General features: G+C 69.7%; 18 protein-coding genes. 4 read left to right on the forward strand and 14 right to left on the reverse strand.

Going from position 1 to position 18,836, the window contains the following annotated elements; genetic code table 11:
* Window positions 1-14: 14 nt before the first annotated feature.
* The 3 genes from F8566_RS12450 to F8566_RS12460 all read right to left on the reverse strand — a co-directional run bounded on the left by F8566_RS12450 (window position 15) and on the right by F8566_RS12460 (window position 2,653).
* Complete coding sequence (locus tag F8566_RS12450; protein WP_151560344.1) at window positions 15-1,244, reverse strand: M28 family metallopeptidase; 1,230 nt, start codon at window positions 1,242-1,244, stop codon at window positions 15-17.
* Between the two features lie 156 nt (window positions 1,245-1,400).
* Window positions 1,401-1,898 (reverse strand): DUF1707 SHOCT-like domain-containing protein, encoded by a 498-nt coding sequence (locus F8566_RS52240; RefSeq protein WP_192809646.1) that lies wholly within the window; start codon window positions 1,896-1,898, stop codon window positions 1,401-1,403.
* Window positions 1,899-1,900: 2 nt separating this feature from the next.
* Window positions 1,901-2,653, reverse strand: coding sequence for a PadR family transcriptional regulator (locus tag F8566_RS12460; RefSeq protein WP_151560346.1), 753 nt, complete (start codon window positions 2,651-2,653; stop codon window positions 1,901-1,903).
* 371 nt (window positions 2,654-3,024) lie between these two features.
* Here F8566_RS12460 and acnA point away from each other — a divergent pair, with 371 nt between their 5' ends.
* Window positions 3,025-5,790 (forward strand): aconitate hydratase AcnA, encoded by a 2,766-nt coding sequence (acnA, locus tag F8566_RS12465; RefSeq protein ID WP_151560347.1) that lies wholly within the window; start codon window positions 3,025-3,027, stop codon window positions 5,788-5,790.
* Between the two features lie 58 nt (window positions 5,791-5,848).
* Here acnA and F8566_RS12470 read toward each other — a convergent pair whose 3' ends face one another.
* Window positions 5,849-6,460 carry a LysE family translocator gene (locus tag F8566_RS12470; RefSeq protein WP_151560348.1) on the reverse strand — a complete coding sequence of 204 codons (612 nt, stop codon included), beginning with the start codon at window positions 6,458-6,460 and terminating at the stop codon, window positions 5,849-5,851.
* A gap of 65 nt (window positions 6,461-6,525) precedes the next feature.
* Between F8566_RS12470 and F8566_RS12475 the strand changes: the two genes are divergently transcribed.
* Window positions 6,526-7,245, forward strand: coding sequence for a sulfite exporter TauE/SafE family protein (locus F8566_RS12475; protein ID WP_151560349.1), 720 nt, complete (start codon window positions 6,526-6,528; stop codon window positions 7,243-7,245).
* A gap of 6 nt (window positions 7,246-7,251) precedes the next feature.
* Here F8566_RS12475 and F8566_RS12480 read toward each other — a convergent pair whose 3' ends face one another.
* The gene (locus F8566_RS12480) at window positions 7,252-8,787 is read right to left on the reverse strand and encodes an FAD-binding oxidoreductase (RefSeq protein WP_225993104.1); all 1,536 of its coding nucleotides are present in this window, start codon (window positions 8,785-8,787) and stop codon (window positions 7,252-7,254) included.
* Between the two features lie 115 nt (window positions 8,788-8,902).
* On the opposite strand from F8566_RS12480, the gene mug reads away from it, so the two are divergent.
* The gene (gene mug / locus F8566_RS12485) at window positions 8,903-9,463 is read left to right on the forward strand and encodes a G/U mismatch-specific DNA glycosylase (protein WP_151560351.1); all 561 of its coding nucleotides are present in this window, start codon (window positions 8,903-8,905) and stop codon (window positions 9,461-9,463) included.
* Here mug and F8566_RS12490 read toward each other — a convergent pair.
* The 8 genes from F8566_RS12490 to idi form a co-directional block, all read right to left on the reverse strand.
* A complete protein-coding gene (locus F8566_RS12490) occupies window positions 9,450-9,833 on the reverse strand; it encodes a Uma2 family endonuclease (RefSeq protein WP_225993137.1) in 384 nt (127 codons plus the stop codon). The two genes, mug and F8566_RS12490, sit on opposite strands and share 14 nt — an antisense overlap.
* A 261-nt stretch (window positions 9,834-10,094) precedes the next feature.
* Complete coding sequence (locus tag F8566_RS12495) at window positions 10,095-10,538, reverse strand: ASCH domain-containing protein (RefSeq protein ID WP_151560353.1); 444 nt, start codon at window positions 10,536-10,538, stop codon at window positions 10,095-10,097.
* A 206-nt stretch (window positions 10,539-10,744) separates the two neighbouring features.
* Complete coding sequence (locus F8566_RS12500; RefSeq protein ID WP_225993105.1) at window positions 10,745-11,329, reverse strand: class F sortase; 585 nt, start codon at window positions 11,327-11,329, stop codon at window positions 10,745-10,747.
* Window positions 11,322-12,182: a hypothetical protein gene (locus F8566_RS12505; RefSeq protein ID WP_151560355.1), complete on the reverse strand. Its 861-nt coding sequence runs from the start codon at window positions 12,180-12,182 to the stop codon at window positions 11,322-11,324. Before F8566_RS12505 ends, F8566_RS12500 begins: the two co-directional genes overlap by 8 nt.
* Before the next feature lie 102 nt (window positions 12,183-12,284).
* Window positions 12,285-13,088: a carbohydrate ABC transporter permease gene (locus F8566_RS12510; RefSeq protein ID WP_151560552.1), complete on the reverse strand. Its 804-nt coding sequence runs from the start codon at window positions 13,086-13,088 to the stop codon at window positions 12,285-12,287.
* 68 nt (window positions 13,089-13,156) lie between these two features.
* Window positions 13,157-14,122, reverse strand: a complete 966-nt coding sequence (locus tag F8566_RS12515) for a carbohydrate ABC transporter permease (RefSeq protein WP_318836405.1) — start codon at window positions 14,120-14,122, stop codon at window positions 13,157-13,159.
* Window positions 14,119-15,438 carry an ABC transporter substrate-binding protein gene (locus F8566_RS12520; protein ID WP_151560356.1) on the reverse strand — a complete coding sequence of 440 codons (1,320 nt, stop codon included), beginning with the start codon at window positions 15,436-15,438 and terminating at the stop codon, window positions 14,119-14,121. The genes F8566_RS12515 and F8566_RS12520 overlap by 4 nt, the downstream gene beginning before the upstream one ends.
* Window positions 15,439-15,650: 212 nt before the next feature.
* Window positions 15,651-16,232, reverse strand: a complete 582-nt coding sequence (gene idi, locus F8566_RS12525; protein ID WP_151560357.1) for an isopentenyl-diphosphate Delta-isomerase — start codon at window positions 16,230-16,232, stop codon at window positions 15,651-15,653.
* Between the two features lie 175 nt (window positions 16,233-16,407).
* Between idi and dxs the strand changes: the two genes are divergently transcribed.
* The gene (gene dxs, locus F8566_RS12530) at window positions 16,408-18,321 is read left to right on the forward strand and encodes a 1-deoxy-D-xylulose-5-phosphate synthase (protein WP_151560358.1); all 1,914 of its coding nucleotides are present in this window, start codon (window positions 16,408-16,410) and stop codon (window positions 18,319-18,321) included.
* Window positions 18,322-18,370: 49 nt separating this feature from the next.
* Here the strand turns inward: dxs and F8566_RS12535 are convergent, their stop codons facing one another.
* Complete coding sequence (locus tag F8566_RS12535) at window positions 18,371-18,736, reverse strand: hypothetical protein (protein ID WP_151560359.1); 366 nt, start codon at window positions 18,734-18,736, stop codon at window positions 18,371-18,373.
* Window positions 18,737-18,836: the final 100 nt, after the last annotated feature.

Genomic DNA, 18,836 nt, shown 5'->3' on the forward strand with positions numbered 1-18,836 from the left:
GGCGGGCCCCGCGTTCAGTGGGTGGCGAGGGCGCGGGCCACGGTCTCGGCCAGCTGGGCCGCGTCGGCGACGCAGCGGTAGTCGACGTACTCGGGGAGGTCGGTGGGCAGGTGGTAGTTCGGGACGAGCCTCTGGTCGTCGACGGAGACGAGGCAGGCGGTGGGATAGCCGTGGCGGTGCGGGACCAGCGCGTCGCTGCTGCCACGTGACCGGACGCCGCGCCGGACCTCGATGTCCTGCTCCAGGGCACAACGGGCGATCATGTCGCCGAAGGCGGCGTCGTACGGCTCGACGCGCAACGGGCCCTCGCCGTCGAGGAGGACGAGGTTGCCGGAGCCCACGGTGTCGAGGTTGAGGAACCAGGTGCTCTCGCGGGGGAGATCGGGGAAGTAGTGGTGGGCGAACCCCCGTACCCCCTCCTGGAGCGCCTCCTCGGCGCCCGCCGAGAAGAGGATCACTCGCAGTCCGGGGATCGGGCGGCGGGCCAGCGACTCGGCCAGCGCGATCAGCGCGGCGACACCGCTCAGGTTGTCGTTGGCGCCGGGCACGGCCTTGCGCGAGCCGATGTCGGCCATCGCGGCGACGGTGAGGGCGCTGAGCACGGTGCCGGTGCGGCGGAGGGCGCCGGAACGGGTGGCGCTGCCGAACGCGACCAGCGCGGGCCCGGCCACCACGGGCCACCAGATGGGGGGATTCTCGGTCATCCGCTCGACCGCGCGCGGGAAACGTCGCGCGTACCAGCGGGCCAGGCTCTGGTCGAAGACGGTGCCCGAGGGCGCGGCGTCGTGGTGCGCCATGATGACGAGCGTCCGGTGCGGCGCCTGGCGCTGGGCGCGTGGCGGCGTCAGGTCGGCGACGACGTTGCAGGCGGTACGGCGCGGGCTCAGCACGATGCGCGCCAGCTGGCGGCCGTAGGTGATCTCGTCGGCCAGGGCGGCGGTCAGGATCGTGGCCCCGAGCGTGCCGGTCCAGCGGAGGCGCCCGCCGGCCAGGCCCGCGAGCGTCGAGAGCGCGGCGAGGGCTCCGACGGGCCAGGTGTACGAGCCGTACGCGGGGACTTCCTGGACCTGGGCCGAGTGGCCCAGCGCGCTGAGGCGGTCGGCGATGAGGTGCGCCGCCTCGCGTTCGCCCGGCGAGCAGGGAGGCCGTTCGATGGCGGCGAGCCGCTCGATCGTGGCGCGCAGGGTCTCCTCAGCCGGCCGGGCCACCGGCGAGACCGGATGAAGGAATCGCTCGGAGGGCATACCTACGACGTTTTCACGAACCTCCGGTAACGGTCCATGAGTGCTGCGTGGCGACCGCGGGACCGCGCTCGGGGGTCGTGGTCCCGCGGCCGGGTCAGCGGACCCCGGGGCCGGTGAATCCGCCTGGTGATCGGTGGATCCGGACCGTCGTCCGCGTCATCTGCGCTGGGCGCGGCGATAGGTCGCCGCCAGCATGATCGCCCGGACGATCCAGACCAGCAGGGCGAGCTGGAACACTGCGAAGAACGCGGTGGCCGGACCGGCGGTGAACGTGACGATCAGGAAAACGCCGAGCAGGATCGGGAACGCCGGGAAACCGGGCCGGCGGCGGCCCGCCCAGGCCGGGTGGTGCCGGTCCCAGGCGGGCGGGCCGTGCTGGAAGGCGGGATGCCAGTGGGCGTACGGATGGTCGCCGCGGTTGGGGTGCCCGCGGTGAGGGTGCCCGGCGAGAACGGCCTCGGGAAGGCCGTTCTGGCCGGGTAGGTCGCGCACGATGGCGCGCAGATCGCCCCCGGTCTTGGCGGCGAGGGCGGCGTCCAGGCGTTCGTCGAGCTCGGCCTGGTCCAGCCGCCCCGCCGCGAAGTGGTCGTGCAGGGCGGAGGTCACCGCGTCCCGTTCGGCGTCGCCGATACGGATCTCGTCGGGACGTGTCACCACTACTCCTCGGATGCGTCGGGTGTGTCGCTGTGTGGTGTGTCGCTGTGTGGTGTGTCGTCGAGGTCGTCCTCGGCGAGGATGCGGTAGAGCCTGCGGCGGGTGTCGGCGAGCACGGTCTTGGCCTGGGCGACCTGCTCGGGCGAGCCGGAGTGCACGATCTGCATGACCGCGGCCCCCGTCTGCGCGGCCTGCTTGAAGAGGTCGGGCACACCCTCGCCGAAGTCGGGCGTCATCTCCGCCCATGGCTCGTACAGCTCGTCGGCGTGCTCGTCGACGTACGCGCGGCCCTCGTCGGTGAGACGGAACGTCTTGCGGCCCTCGCCCTCCTCGCCGACGATGAGCCCCTCGTCGGCCAGTTGCTGGAGCGCCGGGTAGACCGCGCCGGGGCTCGGCTTCCAGGCGCCGTGGCTGCGGGTGTTGATCTCTTGGATGATCTGGTAGCCGTTCCGCGGCTCCTCGGCGAGCAGCGCCAGGATCGCCGCGCGCACGTTCCCCTTGCGCGCCTTCTGGCCCTTGGCCCAAGGCCCGCCGCCGCGTCCCCACGGGCCGCGTCCCCAAGGGCCGCCGCCACCGGGCGGCCCCCACGGGCCCGGGCCGCCGCCGAACAGGAAACCGAAGTCGGGCATGCCGTGCCTCGACCGGGGACCGCAACCGTGCTGGTGGTGGCGGCTCGCGTGGGCCGCGGCCTTGGCGCCCAGGGCGGCCGCGGCGAAGGCCCAGCGGAGGTCGGGGCCGTGGTGCGTCGCGCTCATGTTCTTCACAGCCTTCCGAGATCTTTCTTTGATCTCTCGCGATACGACAACGATATATCGGAAACGGTAAAGGGCGCTAGATGGTTCCCGGCCCGCGAGGGGAAGATCGGCCTACGTGTGAGTAACTTGATATCGAGATAAATCGGCGATAGCTTGACGTCGAGAGAAATCCTGGCGAAGTTAGGCGAACCTGAGTCCTGAGCAGGGTCCGGACTAGGGCAGGATTCAGTGGGGATGAATCCCCGCCCTGGGCCTTTTCCGGCGTGATTCACCCATGCCGGCTGAGCCGGGAGCAGGATCGACAAGTCAGCGAAGAACGCCGTGCGCTCACGTCTCGGACCGGACGTGCGGCGTTGACGGAGGAGGAGTCCGTGTCCGCGAACAGCTTCGGCAGCCGTAACACGCTGCGGGTGGGCGACAAGTCGTACGAGATCTACCGGCTGGACGCAGTCGAGGGCTCGGCCCGTCTCCCGTACAGCCTCAAGGTTCTCCTGGAGAACCTGCTGCGCACCGAGGACGGCGCCAACGTCACCGCCGGCCACATCCGCACGCTCGCCGGCTGGGATGCGAACGCCCAGCCGAGCCACGAGATCCAGTTCACCCCGGCCCGCGTGATCATGCAGGACTTCACCGGCGTGCCGTGCGTGGTGGACCTGGCGACCATGCGCGAGGCGGTGCGCGACCTCGGCGGCGACCCGGCGAGGATCAACCCGCTCGCCCCGGCCGAGATGGTCATCGACCACTCCGTCATCGTCGACTACTTCGGCTCGCCGGACGCGTTCGAGCGCAACGTCCAGGTCGAGTACGAGCGCAACAAGGAGCGCTACCAGTTCCTGCGCTGGGGCCAGACCGCGTTCGACCAGTTCAAGGTCGTCCCGCCCGGCACCGGCATCGTCCACCAGGTCAACATCGAGCACCTCGCCCGCGTCGTCTTCGACCGCGACGGCGTCGCCTACCCCGACTCCTGCGTCGGCACCGACTCCCACACCACCATGGAGAACGGCATCGGCGTCCTCGGCTGGGGCGTCGGCGGCATCGAGGCCGAGGCGGCCATGCTCGGCCAGCCGATCTCCATGCTCATCCCGCGGGTCGTCGGCTTCAAGCTGACCGGCGAGCTCAACCCCGGCACCACCGCCACCGACCTGGTGCTCACCATCACCGAGATGCTGCGCAAGCACGGCGTCGTCGGCAAGTTCGTCGAGTTCTACGGCGAGGGCGTGGCCGCGCTGCCGCTGGCCAACCGTGCCACCATCGGCAACATGAGCCCCGAGTTCGGCTCCACCTGCGCCATCTTCCCGATCGACGGGGAGACCCTGTCCTACCTGCGCCTCACCGGCCGCAGCGAGGAGCAGATCGCGCTGGTCGAGGCGTACGCCAAGGAGCAGGGCATGTGGCTCGACCCGTCGGTCGAGCCGGAGTTCTCCGAGTACCTCGAGCTCGACCTGACGACGGTCGTCCCGTCGCTGGCCGGCCCCAAGCGCCCGCAGGACCGCATCTCCCTGTCGGCCGCCAAGGAGACCTGGCGCCGCGACGTCAAGAACTACGCCTCCAGCATCCAGGGCCCCGTCGACGAGGCGTCCGACGAGTCGTTCCCGGCCTCGGACTCCCCGGCCATCAGCCACGACGGCAACGGCGACAAGCCGCGCGAGACCGTCACCGGCAACGGCGGCCGCCCGCACAACCCGGTCACGGTGACCATGGAGGACGGCAGCAGCTTCGAGCTGGACCACGGCCACGTCGCCGTCGCCGCCATCACGTCCTGCACCAACACCTCCAACCCGTACGTCATGGTCGGCGCCGGCCTGCTGGCCAAGAACGCCGTCGAGAAGGGCCTCACCCGCAAGCCCTGGGTGAAGACCTCCCTCGCCCCCGGCTCCCAGGCCGTCACCGACTACCTCGAGCGCGCGGGCCTCACCCCGTACCTCGACAAGATCGGCTACAACCTGGTCGGCTACGGCTGCACCACCTGCATCGGCAACACCGGACCGCTCCAGCCCGAGATCTCCAAGGCGGTCAACGACAACGACCTGGCCGTCACCTCGGTCCTGTCGGGCAACCGCAACTTCGAGGGCCGCATCAGCCCCGACGTGAAGATGAACTACCTGGCCTCGCCGCCGCTGGTCATCGCCTACGCGCTCGCGGGCACGATGGACATCGACATCCTCAACGACCCGATCGCCGAGGGCACCGACGGCCCGGTCTACCTCAAGGACATCTGGCCCAACCCCGACGACGTCGCCGCGATCGTCGAGTCGTCGATCGGCCAGGAGATGTTCACCAAGAACTACGCCGACGTCTTCAAGGGCGACGAGCGCTGGCGCGGCCTCGACATTCCCACCGGCAACACCTTCGAGTGGGACCCGTCCTCCACGTACGTGCGCAAGGCCCCGTACTTCGACGGCATGGAGATGGAGCCCGCCCCGGTCACCGACATCCACGGCGCCCGGGTGCTGGCCAAGCTGGGCGACTCGGTCACGACCGACCACATCTCCCCGGCCGGTTCCATCAAGGTCGGCACGCCCGCCGCGCAGTACCTGGAGGAGCACGGCGTCGCGGTCAAGGACTTCAACTCCTACGGTTCCCGCCGGGGCAACCACGAGGTCATGATCCGCGGCACGTTCGCCAACATCCGGCTGCGCAACCAGCTCCTGGACGACGTCGAGGGCGGCTACACCCGCGACTTCACCCAGGAGGGCGCGCCGCAGTCGTTCATCTACGACGCCGCGCAGAACTACGCCGCCCAGGGCACCCCGCTCGTGGTCATCGCGGGCAAGGAGTACGGCTCCGGCTCGTCCCGTGACTGGGCCGCCAAGGGCACCGCCCTCCTCGGCGTCCGCGCCGTCATCGCCGAGTCGTACGAGCGCATCCACCGCTCGAACCTCATCGGCATGGGCGTCCTGCCCCTGCAGTTCAAGGACGGGGAGAGCACCGAGTCCCTGGGCCTCACCGGCACCGAGACCTTCGAGGTCATCGGTGTCGAGAAGCTGAACGAGGGCGAGGTCCCCCGCGAGGTGACGGTCAAGGCGGACGGCAAGGAGTTCCAGGCCGTCGTCCGCATCGACACCCCGGGTGAGGCGGACTACTACCGCAACGGCGGCATCATGCAGTACGTGCTCCGCAACCTGCTGCGCAAGTAAGCAGAACCTGAGAAGGGCCGCCTCCCCGTCAGACGGGGAGGCGGCCCTTTTCGCCGGTTCAGTGGTCGGTGGCCAACCGGACGCCGAAGCCGATGAAGGCCAGCCCGGTGATCTGCTGGAAGCGGCGCTTGACCGCGGGGCGGGCCAGCGTACGCCGTGCGGCGCTGGCCGCGAAGACGAGCAGCGCACACCACACGAGGCCCTCCGCCACGTGGATCAGCGCGAAGAGCAGGCTCGTCCACAACATCGGGGCGCCGTCCGGGACGAACTGCGGCAGCAGGCTCATGTAGAACACGCCGATCTTCGGGTTGAGCAGGTTCGTGACGAAGCCCGTGCGGAGGGCTCCTGCCCCGGAGACCGCGGGAAGCTCCTCCTCGACCGTGCGGCGGCGCGTCTGCCACAGAGCCTGGACGCCCAGCCAGAACAAATAGCAGGCACCGGCGATGCGTACGACGTTGAAGGCCACTTCGGACGCCGCGAGCAATGCAGTAAGGCCCAGCGCACCGGCGATGGCCCAGACGAAGCACCCCCCGGCGATGCCGGTCGCGGCCAGGTAACCGATCCGGCGGCCGCTGGTCACCGTGGTGCGCAGCACCAGCATGGTGTCCAGTCCGGGCGTGATCGTGACCAGGGCGGCGACGGCGGCGAACGCCAGGCAGGCGGTGAGCATGGCACTCATCCTATGAATGCGGGAAGTCCCACCGGAAATAGGGAGATGTAACGTTCCAAACCGTTATGCCAGATCTTGAGTTCCTCGTCCTCGGTGGCCTGGCCGCCCTGCTCGGCGCGATCGTCCAGAGCAGCGTCGGCCTCGGCGTCGGCCTGGTGGCCGCGCCGGTCGTCACCATGCTCTTCCCGTCCCTGATGCCCGGGTCGATCCTGGTGGCGGCCACCGTGCTGCCCCTGGCGACGCTGGCCCAGGAGGTGAAGCACGCGGACCTGCGGGGTCTCGGCTGGGCCTTCAGCGGCCGCGTGGTCGGCACGCCGGTCGGCGTCTGGGTGGTCGTGGCCGTGCCCACGCGTGCCCTGGGCATGGTGGTCGGCGCGGTGGTGCTGGCCGCCCTCGGCGCGAGCGCATGGTCGGCGAACGTGCCGCGCAACCCCGGCACGCTGGCCACCGCGGGCTTGATCGCGGGGGCGACCGGCACCGCGTCCTCGATCGGCGGCCCGCCCATCGCGCTGCTCTACCAGAAGGAGAGCGGCCCTCGGGTCCGCGCCACGCTCGCCGTCTTCTTCACGATCGGCGCTCTCATGTCGCTCCTCACCCTGGCAGCTGTGGACCAACTCCCCCTACGCCAAGTAACAGCCGGCCTAGCCCTGACCCCGTTCGTCCTAGTGGGCTTTCTCCTGGCCGGCCCAATACGGCGCTACCTGGACGATGGCCGCATGCGGACCGCAATCCTCATCGTGGTGGGCACATCAGCAGTAGCCCTGATCGTGCGTAGCCTGATCTGAGCTCGGTCACGCGCGGACCGAGAGCGCGTGCTGGAACACGTTGCGCGGGTCCCAGCGGCGCTTGACCCGTTGAAGACGCGCGTAGCCGTCGCCGTAGTAGAGCGTGTGCCACGGAACGTTCGAGTCGTTCCACCGTGGGTCGGCCAGGTCGACGTCGGGATAGTTGATGAACGTGCCGTCAACCGGGACACCGCCGCTCGCCGCGTAGACCTCCCGGTAGAACTCACGGATCCACGCGAGGTGCCGGGCGTCCTCGGCCGCGTCCTCCCAACCCGTCAGAAAACCGACCTTGAAGATCGAGTCCCGGTGCGCCGCGGCGGTCGCCCCCGGCGCCACCGCGTTGACCTGGCCGCCGTAGGTGTTGATGAAGAAGTGCCCGTGCGGATGGTCGAAGTCGGAGCGGGTCAGGTGCCGGTACGCGATGGCGGCTTGCTCGTCGGTGAAGCGCCGCCGCAGGTACCCGGACTTGATCTTGATCCGGTAGAACGGCCCGGGGCCGCCGCCGAAGCCGTGCCGTGTCGCGTGGAGCCACGTCATGGTGGACGTCCGCGGCTGGGGACGAACGTCCATCCCCCGCGCGAGAGCACCCAGCAAATCGTCCAGCACCCGCTCTCCGCCGCTGTCCTTGAGCACCTGTCCCGTCAGGGTGACGTTCTCGCTGGGTTTGCTGGTGAAGCCGAACTCGCCGTAGAGGACCCCCATCGGCGAGCCCGGAGCCGAGTTGCGCTCCCCCCACTCCCCGTAGTTGCGCAGCAGCCGCACGAAGGTCTCCTGGTCGAGCTTCGCCCACGGCCAGTCCACAGAGAAGGTCAGAACACTGCCAGGGGGCCTTGGCAGTGCCGCTTGGGCTCCCGGGGACCGGAACCAGTAGCGCGTGACCACGCCGAAGTTGCCGCCGCCTCCTCCCGTGTGGGCCCACCACAGGTCACGGTTGGGATCGGAGGCCTCCCGCGTGGCGACGACGCTCTGTGCCTTCCCCGCCCTGTCCACCACGACCACTTCCACCGCGTAGAGATGGTCCACGGATAGGCCGTCCCGCCGGCACAGCACCCCGTAACCGCCGCCCGCGATGTGCCCGCCCACCCCGACATCGGGATGGGTGCCCCCGGGGATGGTCACGCCCCACCCCACGTACAACCGGCGGTAGACCTCGCCCAGGGTGGCGCCCGCCTCGACCATGAACGCCTTGCGCCGCCGGTCGTAGTCGACAGCCGTCATCCCGGACAGGTCGATGAGCACCCGCACCGAGGGATCGTCGACGAAGTTCTCGAAGCAGTGACCGCCGCCGCGGACGGCCAGCCGCCGGCCCGTGCGCACCGCGCTCTGGACGGCCCGTACGACATCCTCGGTGGACGTGGCCACCCGGATCTCCTCAGGCCTCCCCTCGAAGCGCCGGTTGTACCCGCGGAGCACCAACGATCGATAACGGGGATCGCCGGGGCCGATCGTGACCGGCTCGGTCGTGACGTCCAGTTGCCCGGCCAGCGGTACGGATGCGACGGCGATGCCGCCGCTGCGCAGAACAGTCCTGCGAGTGACCACGCGTGCCCTCCTCATGTGGAGCCGCCCACGCACCGACGCTAAGCACACGTGATCACCGGCACCAGGGAGCTTCCACCCCCCACAGGGTGGAGGAAACCCCACATACTCTGATCTGATGCGCCCCACGAAGGCCGATCTGGAGGCCGCCCGCGACCGCGTGATCCCCGATGTCCTCCCGGCCGACAACGAGCCGCTGCGCGTCCTCTTCTGCGGGATCAACCCGGGCCTCTACTCGGGCGCGACCGGCCACCATTTCGCCCGCCCGGGCAACCGCTTCTGGCCCGCGCTCTACAAATCAGGCTTCACGGACCGCCTGCTGAGCCCGAACGAGCAGGATCTCCTCCCCGCCTTCGGCCTCGGCATCACCAACCTGGCCCCCCGCACCACCGCCCGCGCCGACGAGCTCACCGACGAGGAGCTCCGCGAGGGCGGCGAACGCCTCCTCAAGCTGGTCGAGCGCTACCAACCCGCCTACCTGGCCGTGGCAGGCGTGACCGCCTACCGCACCGCCTTCGGCAAGCCCCGCACCCAGATAGGCCCCCAACCCGAAAAGATCGGCCCGTCCGACCTCTGGGTGCTCCCCAACCCGAGCGGCCTCAACGCCAGCTGGACCCTCGACAAGATCGCCGCCGAGTTCGCCCGCCTCCGCACCGCCGCCGAGCTCAGAACTCCGTAAGCGTCCCCGGATCAAACCTCACCGAGATCGCCTTGTCCGCCAAGGCCTCGGCCGTGAACGTCGCCCCTGCGGCCACCACGGGTCCTGCCTGGTAGACGTCGACGCCGTCAGCCAGCGTCAGGACCTGCACCCTCGGCTGGGGCGAGTATTCGACGAGCCAGTATTGCGGGATGCCCAGGGCGGCGTACTCCCTGACCTTCCGTACCCGATCGGTGCGTTCGCTCCCGCTGCCCGGCGAGATGACCTCCACCGCCATCAGCACGTCGCGCCCCGGGATGGTGATCGGGCTGCAATCCACGATGGACGCGCGTGCAACCTCCGTCGGCACCATGAAGCCATCCGGCTTCCGGATGCCCGCCGGGGTGCTGATCTCTCACTCACCACCGGCGATGAAGACGGAGGCGTCAGCGGTCACAGCGGCGGCATTGAGGATGTCCCGAAGCTTGCTGGCAGCCCAGCTGTGCGGTGCGCTCGTGGACAGCTCCACCAGCCACCCGTCCTCAAGCTCGAGGCCCCTTGCCGTCGTCCTCGCGGAGGTGAAGGTCCTCGACCGTGTACGGTCCGAAGTCGGTGTGTGACTCCATCGACACCGACCGTAGTCGTTGGCTAACCCGCTGGGCGGTGGTTCTGGTCAGTCTTGTTGGACCAGGCGGGCGGCTTCGGCTTCGAGCATGGCTTGGACCTCGATGACGAGGGTGGGCTTGGGCTCCCAGATGTCGGGGCGGCCGAGGGCCACGATGGGGCGGGGGAGGGCGCGGACGGAGGTCAGGCGCCAGTGGTAGGCGCCCGGGTCGGCCCAGGGGCCGCAGTCGCACGGCTCGTCGCGGATGGCGGCGGAGCAGACGTCGGTGAGCTCGGCGATGGCGATGACGGCGCCGATCGTGGCGAGCGGGTCGCGGGGGTCCCAGCCGGCGGCCTGGATGTGAGGGGAGTCGCAGGCCTTGAGGTCGACGCGCATGGAGGCGTGGATCAGGAGCGGCCCGCGGTAGGCGGTGGGCAGGCTCTGGTTGGAGACGGCCTTGACGCCTCTCGCGATCCCGAACGCCCATGGCTGCTGAACGCTGATCGCCTGCACGCGGTCACCTCCCGTTCTCCATCTTGGCCGGACCTGTCGAAGCCTGCTGCCCGTTCACCGCCGGAGCGATCCCTACTGGAGCGCCAGACAGCCGTAACCGTTCAGCAAGATGAAAGGTCAACGATATGCACACGGAACGGATGGGCAAAAGGTTCAAAGAGTGATTTCTCATAAGAGGGGGGCTGGACGCAAATCGGCGCGCCGCCTCAGGCGCGCACGAGGCGTGCGTAGGCGATGACGTTGTCCGAATAATGACCCCTCGTGGTGTCGAATGTGCCACCGCACGTGACCAGCCGGAGCGCCGCGTAGTCGAGGTCCTCGGCGTAGATCTTCTCACCGGGAAAGGAGTCCTTGGACACGTTCTCGACCTTCTGCACGGCGAACGTCGCGGTCGTGCCGTCGCGGCGGGTGACCTGGACGCGGTCGCCGGGACGCAGGTCCCTGAGCCGGTGGAACACCGCGCGCTTCCCGCGGGCGTCCACATGGCCGAGGATCACCGAGGGACCGCCCTCGCCGGGCGTCGGCCCGTTCTTCCACCAGCCCGCCAGGTTGGGCTGTGTGAGCGGCGGTTCCTGGATGCGGCCGTTGGACTGGAGGCCGAGCTCGGAGACCGGCGCCGTGACGCCCAGCTTGGGAATCTTGATCGTGGCGGGCAGCGAGCGGGGGAGCGGCTTGGCGAAGCTCACGGCCGGGCGTTTGCCGGAGCCGGGGTCGATGGGGCCGCCGCCGTAGTTGTCCCCGCCGCAGGCGGTGAGGCCGAGGGCGAGGGCGAGCAGGGCTGCCTTACGCACGTTCAGGCGCTCTCCTCCGGCGGTGCAGCACGTAGGCGAGGGCGAGCGCACCGGCCGCGGCCAACGTGTAGTCGGGGCCGTCCTGGGTGTTCGCCAGAGAGCCGTCACCGGTGTTGGGTGAGCCCTGGGGGATGTCCTGGTCGCCGGGATCGACGTCCTTCTGCCCGGGCCGGGTGCTGAACGTGACGGAGCCGTATCCGCGGCACTCGACGCGGACCTTGACGATCGAGGGCAGGCTCGACTCGAAGCGCGCGGTGGCCTTGTGCTCGTCCTTGCCCACCTGGGAGAAGCGCGGCTCGGACACGAAGGAGGCGGACGTCGCCCGCACCGAGCTGGGGCAGGTGACACGGATGCCTAGCCTGCCGCCGGGCGTGACCGTGCGGGTGGACAGCTCGACGTCGCCGTAGCCGAACCTGAAGCCCTCACCTGGGGGCGGCTCCGGGCGTGGCCTGCCCGGAGGGCTCGGCGGTGCCGGTGGGATCTTGTCGGGCGGCGTGACCCACAGCGGGAACGTCTGGAATCCCCGACCGGTCAAGCAGCCGAAACGGGTCAGGTAGGAGTTGCCGGACTTGAGGCCGCGCAGGGTGCCGCCGATGCCGGTCCAGGCCTCGCCCGACCTTTCGAACGAGCCGGGCTCGCCCTCGGCGAACACCTCGTTCGTGCCCGCCAGGCGCGGCTCGCCGGCGCAGCCGGTGATGCGCACCCAGAGGTTGTCTCCCGGGGTGAACCGTTTGGGGCTGTACGTGGCCTGTGGCTTGTCGATCGGGGCGGCGAACGCGCTCGGACCGGGGATCGCGAGGGCCGCCAGGGCGGCACCGGAGAAGGCGCCGGCGGCGAATCGGCTGTTGCCCATGAGGTTCAAACCACCTCGGGGTTATTGGGGAGCCTGTCAATTGAATGCGGATTGTAACGATCTGTGAGCCTGTTGTGCGTGTCACGTGATGGCCGGATCAGGTCACCCCTTCAGTGCACCCGCCATCAGGCCTCGCATGAAGAACCTGCCGAGCACGATGTAGACCACCAGAGTCGGCAGCGACGCCAGCAGTGCCGAGGCCATCTGCTGGTTGTACTGGACGGCGACCGCGCCTGACCCCGCGGTGTTGTTGAGCAGTACCGTGACCGGCCAGCTCTCCTGCGAGCCCAGGAAGACCGCGAACAGGAAGTCGTTCCACATCGACGTGAACTGCCAGATCAGCACGACCGCGAACGCGGGACCCGACACCGGCAGCACGATCGAACGGTAGGTGCGGAGCATCCCGGCGCCGTCGACCCGGGCCGCCTCGATCAGCTCGTTCGGGATCGTGACGTAGTAGTTCCGGAAGATCAGCGTGCAGATCGGGATGCCGTACACCACGTGCGCCAGCACCAGCCCGCGGATGCTGCCGACCAGCTCCAGATCGGTGAGCAGGCCCTGCAGCGGGATCATCACGGCCTGGTACGGGATGAACATCCCGAACAGGAACAGCGTGAAGACCGCGTCCGCTCCCGGGAAACGCCACTTCGACAGCACGTAGCCGTTGAGCGAGCCGAGCACCGCCGAGATGAGCGCACCCGGGACGGAGATCTTGAAGCTGTTCTCCAGACCCGGCCGGAGGGTGTCCCAGGCCGACCGCCAGCCGTCCAGGCTCCAGTCCTTCGGCAGGCTCCACGCGGTGGACGGATCGGCCTCCTGCAGCGACTTGAAGCTGGTCACGACCAGCACGTACACCGGGATCAGGAAGACCACCACGAATGCCAGCAGCACGGCGAACCGGATCATCCGCATGCCGCCGGGGCCGAGGAGCGGAACGCGCCGCCGCGGGCGGGTGGCGGCCGTGGTCGTCGCGGTCATCGCTCACGCTCCGCCCGTACGGACCACACGAGGTAGGGGATCACCAGCAGCCCCACCGCGACCAGCAGGTACGTGGCGATGGTCGCGCCGTTGGCCGGGTCACCCCGGTCGAACACCTCGACATAGGTGGCCACCGCCGGCACGTACGTGATGATCTGCTTGCCCGCGATCGCCATGATGAGGTCGAACACCTTCAGCGAGATGTGGCCCAGGATGATCAGCGCCGACAGCGTGACCGGCCGCAGCTGGGGGAGCACCACGTACCGGTAGACCTTCCACTCGGAGGCGCCGTCGACCCGCGCCGCCTCCCGCAGGTCCTCGGGCACGCCGCGGAAGCCCGCCAGGTAGAGCGCCATCACGTACCCCGACATCTGCCAGATCGCCGGCAGCGCCATCGCGGCCATGCCGAGCCGGGGGTTCTGCCACCAGTCGTTGCCGAGCGCGCCGAGCCCGAGCTTGTTGAACAGCTGGTTGAGCCCGACCGCGCGCTCGGGCGGCGCCGGGTTCATCAGCCACCGCCAGACGACGCCGCTCGCGATGAACGACACCGCCATCGGGAAGAGATAGATCGCCCGAAAGCCGGCCTCGGCCTTGATGCCCTTCTCCATCAGGAACGCCAGGAAGAAGCCCAGCACCAGGGCTCCGATCACGAAGACGGCGGTGAAGAGCAGCGCGTGCCGCACCGCGCCGGGCCAGCTCGGCACGTCCCACAGGTCGACGAAGTTCTTGCCCTTGTCGAACCCGTACGGGGACACCATGTCGTGCTTGCCGCTGACCGCGACCCGGGTGTTCCAGAAGATCAGCCCGTACACGAACAGGCCGATCGCCACGATGGACGGCGAGAGCAGCAGCAGCCCCGGCAGCCAGCGCGGCGCACGGCGGCGCCATGCGCGCCGCCCGCGCCGCCCGCGGCCCTCGATCGACTCGCGGGCCACGGGCGGCGTGACGTCCGGGCTCGTCACTGCGTGTTGTTGTTCTTGGCGGCGGTGACCAGCGCGCTCTGCAGCTTGGCCACGTCCTTGTTCTGGAGGAAGAGGCCGACCGCGGTGTCGATGTCGGCGTGCCACCGCTTGCTGGAGTAGACGCCGTGCCAGAACGAGCCGGCCAGCTTGATGCCCGGCTTGTTCCACTCGTTCAGCGCGTACTCCAGGTAGCCCTTGTAGAGGCTCTTGTCGGCGTCCTTACGGGCGGGGATGGAGCCCTTCTTCGGGTTGAAGAGGTCCTGGCCCTCCTTGCTGCCCGCGACCTTCAGCCACGCGAGGGCGCCGCCGCGGTGCGGTGCGCCCTTGGGCAGGGTGAAGCTGTCGGACAGCCACATGTACGTGCCGTCAGTGCCGGGGGAGGCGGCGTACTTGAAGTCGGTGCCGTCCTTCTTGCCGAGCCCGTTGGGCGCGGAGCCGGTGAAGTAGCCGTAGGCCCAGTCGCCCATGATGTTGAACGCGGCCTTGCCGTCCACGACCGCCTTCGACGCGCCCTGCCAGTCGGTGGAGGCGGCCTCGGCCGTCGTGTACTTCATGATCTCGGCGAAGTCCGTCAGCGCCTTGGTCACGGCGGCGCTGCCCCAGTCGGCGCCCGGCTTCCAGAGCGCGTTGTAGGCGTCGGTGCCGAGGTCGCCGAGCAGCACGCTCTCCAGCAGGTGGTTCGCGGTCCACTGGGCGCCCAGCGACAGCGGGACCTTGCCGGTCTTGTCCTTGACCGCCTTGAGCGCCGTGATGAACTCGGCGACCGACTTGGGCGGGCCCGACAGCCCGGCGTCCTTCAGGATCCCGGGGTTGTACCACAGCATGTTCGAGCGGTGGATGTTCACCGGCACCGAGTAGATCTTGCCCTGGTAGGAGATCTGCTCCAGCAGTTGCTGCGGGTAGGCCTGGCGCAGGTTGTTCTCATCGTAGAACGCGTCGAGCGACTCGATCTGCCCCTGCTTGATGTAGTCGAGGAGCTCCGCGCCCGCGTGGCCCTGGAACGAGTCCGGGGGCTTGCGGTTCTGGAGGCGGCTGGCCAGCACGGCCTGCGCCTGCGTGCCGGAGCCGCCCGCGATGGCGGCGTTGACGAACTTGGTCCCCGGGTTCTTCTTCTCGAAGTCGGCCTTCATGGCGTTCAGGCCGTCCGCCTCGCCCGGGCCGGTCCACCAGGAGAAGACCTCGACCTGCGAGGTGTCTCCGCCGCCCTTGCCGCCGTCGTCGTCATCACCACCGCCGCAACCGGAGATCAGCAGCGCTCCGCCGACCGCCACCGCGGCGAGTGTCTTCCATCGGATATGGACCTGAGGTACGTGCATCGTCCGTCCTCCCTCATCCGACCAATCCACCCCGCCCGACCCTCCGGCCGGATCAGCCGCACTAACAAGCGTCCGTTCGGTGGGCGCGCCGGGTCAACACCGGCGAGCGAACCGAAATCGTCCGGTTATAAGCCTGGTGAGAGCGTATCCAGGGGTGGCGTCCCGGCCCGGGGGGCACGCCGATGGAGATCGCCAGGTGAGGGCGGGTGAGATCACCAGGTGAGGGCCGGTGGGAGGTCGCCGGTGCCCGCGTCGGGCCAGCCGAGCGGGGGGCCGAGCGGAGCGAGCTCGGCGAGCTGCAGCCGGTACCAGGGCGAGGAGTCGGGGTGCCGGACGAGCTCCAGGCACTCGTCCCACGACCGCCACTCGGCCTCGGCCACCTCCGCGGGATCGAGTCCGGGGCGGGGCTCGGCCTCCGCCGTGACCGCCCGTACGACGGGGCAGCGCTCGTACTCGACGACGCCGTCCGAGGCCGTCGCCCGGTAGCGGAAGCGTGGCAGCACCGACGTGATCGTGTCGGCCGTCACGCCCAGCTCGGTCTCCAGGCGCCGCAGCACCGCCGCGCGCAGTCCCTCGCCGGGGCCGGGGTGGCCGCAGCAGCTGCCCGTCCACACCCCCGGGAAGGTCCGCTTGTCCAGCGCGCGCCGGGTGATCAGCACCCGGCCGTTCGGGTCGACCAGATAGCAGGAAAAGGCCAGGTGATAAGGGGTATCGCGATGGTGACTCTCCGCTTTCGGGGCGGTACCAATTGCTTCGTCGGCCTCGTTGAGCAGGACTATCTCCTCGGCACCCATGGCTCTACAGATACCGCACTCAGGGCCTGTGGAGATTCGGTGTAGAGAAACTCGGGAGGCCTTGCCCCAAGGCCCATCGTTGGCAAAGCGGGACTAAACTCGGCAAGACCCGGGGGGAGCCTGGGGCACGCGTCCCCGACGGAGCAACCTGAAGGGGGAAGGGGAGGTAGGTGGGGTGAGCTTGCTGGAGTCGATCACGGGTCCGGAGGACCTCAAGCGACTGGACGCCACGCAGTTGCCGCAGCTCGCGAGGGAGATCCGGGAGTTCATGGTGGACGCGGTCTCCAAGACCGGCGGTCACCTGGGCCCCAGCCTGGGGGTGGTCGAGCTCACCATGGCCCTGCACCGGGTCTTCGCCTCGCCGCACGACAAGATCCTCTTCGACACCGGGCACCAGGCGTACGTGCACAAGATGCTCACCGGCCGGCACGACTGGGCGCTGCTGCGCCAGCGCGGCGGCCTGTCGGGCTACCCGAGCCAGTCCGAGTCCGAGCACGACCTGATCGAGAACTCCCACGCCTCCACCGCCCTGTCGTACGCCGACGGGCTGGCCAAGGCCTATCAGCTGCGCGGCGAGTCGCGCAGTGTCGTCGCCGTCGTCGGCGACGGCGCGCTGACCGGCGGCATGTGCTGGGAGGCGCTCAACAACATCGCGGCGGGCAAGGACCGCCCGGTCATCATCGTGGTGAACGACAACGGCCGGTCCTACTCCCCGACGATCGGCGGGCTGGCCAGCCATCTGGCCAACCTGCGGGTGACGCAGGGCTACGAGCACGCGCTCGACCTCATCAAGAAGACCGTGCCGAGGGCCCCGATCGTGGGCAATCTCACCTACGAGGCGCTGCACGGCATCAAGAAGGGCCTCAAGGACGTCCTGCAGCCGCAGGCCATGTTCGAGGACCTCGGCATGAAGTACGTCGGACCCATCGACGGCCATGACGAGGAGGCCGTCGAGCGCGCCCTCCGCAAGGCCCGCGGGTTCGGCGGCCCGGTGATCGTGCACTGCATCACCCAGAAGGGCCGCGGCTACGCCCCCGCCGAGAACCACGAGGAAGACTGCTTCCACGGCCCCGGCGCGTTCGACCCGGTCACCGGCGAGATCAAGGCCAAGGGCGGCGGCCCGAGCTGGACCAAGGTGTTCGGCGAGGAGATGCTCGCCATCGGCGGCGAGCGCCGCGACGTCGTCGGCATCACCGCCGCCATGCTCCACCCGGTCGGCCTGGCGCCGTTCGCCGACGCGTTCCCCGACCGCATCTACGACGTCGGCATCGCCGAGCAGCACGCCGCCACCTCCGCCGCCGGCCTGGCGATGGGCGGGCTGCACCCGGTGGTCGCGCTCTACGCGACGTTCCTCAACCGCGCGTTCGACCAGGTGCTGATGGACGTCGCGCTGCACAAGCTGCCGGTGACGTTCGCCCTCGACCGGTCCGGCGTGACCGGCAACGACGGCGCCAGCCACAACGGCATGTGGGACCTGTCGATCCTGCAGCTGGTCCCCGGCCTGCGCCTGGCCGTCCCGCGTGACGGCGCCCGGCTGCGCGAGCTGCTGCGCGACTGCGTGGCGATCTCCGACGGCCCGACCGCGATCCGCTACCCCAAGGGCCCGGTCGGCGCCGACATCGAGGGCATCGACACCGTCGGCGGGATGGACGTGCTCGCCCGCCATGACGGCGCCAACGGCGCCCGGGTCCTCATCGTGAGCGTCGGCCCCATGGCCGCCGCCGCGGTCGCCGCCGCCGACCGGCTGCAGGCCCAGGGCATCGGCGTCACGGTCGTCGACCCGCGCTGGGTCAAGCCGCTCGACCCCGCCCTGGCCGGGCTGGTCGCCGAGCACAGCCTGGTCGCCGTGGTCGAGGACAACGGCCGCACCGGCGGCGTGGGCGACGCCGTGGGGCGTCTCCTGCGCGACGCCGCCGTCGACATCCCGCTGCGCACCTTCGGCATCCCGCAGGAGTTCCTCGACCACGCCTCGCGCGGCGAGATCCTCACCGACATCGGCCTGAACGAGCAGGACCTCGCCCGCGACATCACCGAGGCCTTCGCCAAGGTGACCAACATCGAGGCCCCGCACCCGGCCCCCGCCGACTGAGCACCCGCTCCGCCGGAGACCGTCTGAGCCGCTCGTCACGGCGGCGGGCTCAGACGCCTTCGGCGGAGTGGAGTTGCCAGAAGTGGGTGATGGACGCCGTGGGCGTGCCGAGCTCGCGACCGGAATAGGTCCAGCGGCCGGTCAGGCGCCACGGCCGGCCGGCGCCGTCGCGGACGAAGATCTGGAGCGGGAACGTCACGTCGTGGGCCCTGATGACGCCCGCCGGATCGACGGCAGCCGCCAGCTCGGGCTCGCCTTCGCAGCGCACTCCCATCACCTGCGTGCCTGCGTCCTGGCGCAGCAGGCCCCGCGTCAGGTCGTAGACGAGTACGGAGACGTAGTCCGGACCGAGCCACCGCAGATCGGGCAGCATGCCGGGCGGGGGGAATCCGTACAGTTCTGGACCGCCGGTCACACGCGCACCGTAGCGCTCCGATCACACTCCCGTCACTACTTCCGCACGGCATGTCTCGCTCTTTCGGGAGTTTGCCGCGATTGGCCCGGAAGATTGTGCG

It is taken from the genome of Actinomadura rudentiformis (assembly GCF_008923185.1).
GTDB lineage: Bacteria > Actinomycetota > Actinomycetes > Streptosporangiales > Streptosporangiaceae > Spirillospora > Spirillospora rudentiformis.

Excerpts from the sequence above, each read along its gene's own strand:
- F8566_RS12450 (WP_151560344.1), bottom strand. The coding sequence starts at position 1,244 with ATGCCCTCCGAGCGATTCCTTCATCCGGTCTCGCCGGTGGCCCGGCCG.
- F8566_RS12460 (WP_151560346.1), bottom strand. The coding sequence starts at position 2,653 with ATGAGCGCGACGCACCACGGCCCCGACCTCCGCTGGGCCTTCGCCGCG.
- F8566_RS12470 (WP_151560348.1), bottom strand. The coding sequence starts at position 6,460 with ATGCTCACCGCCTGCCTGGCGTTCGCCGCCGTCGCCGCCCTGGTCACG.
- F8566_RS12475 (WP_151560349.1), top strand. The coding sequence starts at position 6,526 with ATGCCAGATCTTGAGTTCCTCGTCCTCGGTGGCCTGGCCGCCCTGCTC.
- mug (WP_151560351.1), top strand. The coding sequence starts at position 8,903 with ATGCGCCCCACGAAGGCCGATCTGGAGGCCGCCCGCGACCGCGTGATC.
- F8566_RS12505 (WP_151560355.1), bottom strand. The coding sequence starts at position 12,182 with ATGGGCAACAGCCGATTCGCCGCCGGCGCCTTCTCCGGTGCCGCCCTG.
- F8566_RS12510 (WP_151560552.1), bottom strand. The coding sequence starts at position 13,088 with ATGATCCGGTTCGCCGTGCTGCTGGCATTCGTGGTGGTCTTCCTGATC.
- F8566_RS12520 (WP_151560356.1), bottom strand. The coding sequence starts at position 15,438 with ATGCACGTACCTCAGGTCCATATCCGATGGAAGACACTCGCCGCGGTG.
- idi (WP_151560357.1), bottom strand. The coding sequence starts at position 16,232 with ATGGGTGCCGAGGAGATAGTCCTGCTCAACGAGGCCGACGAAGCAATT.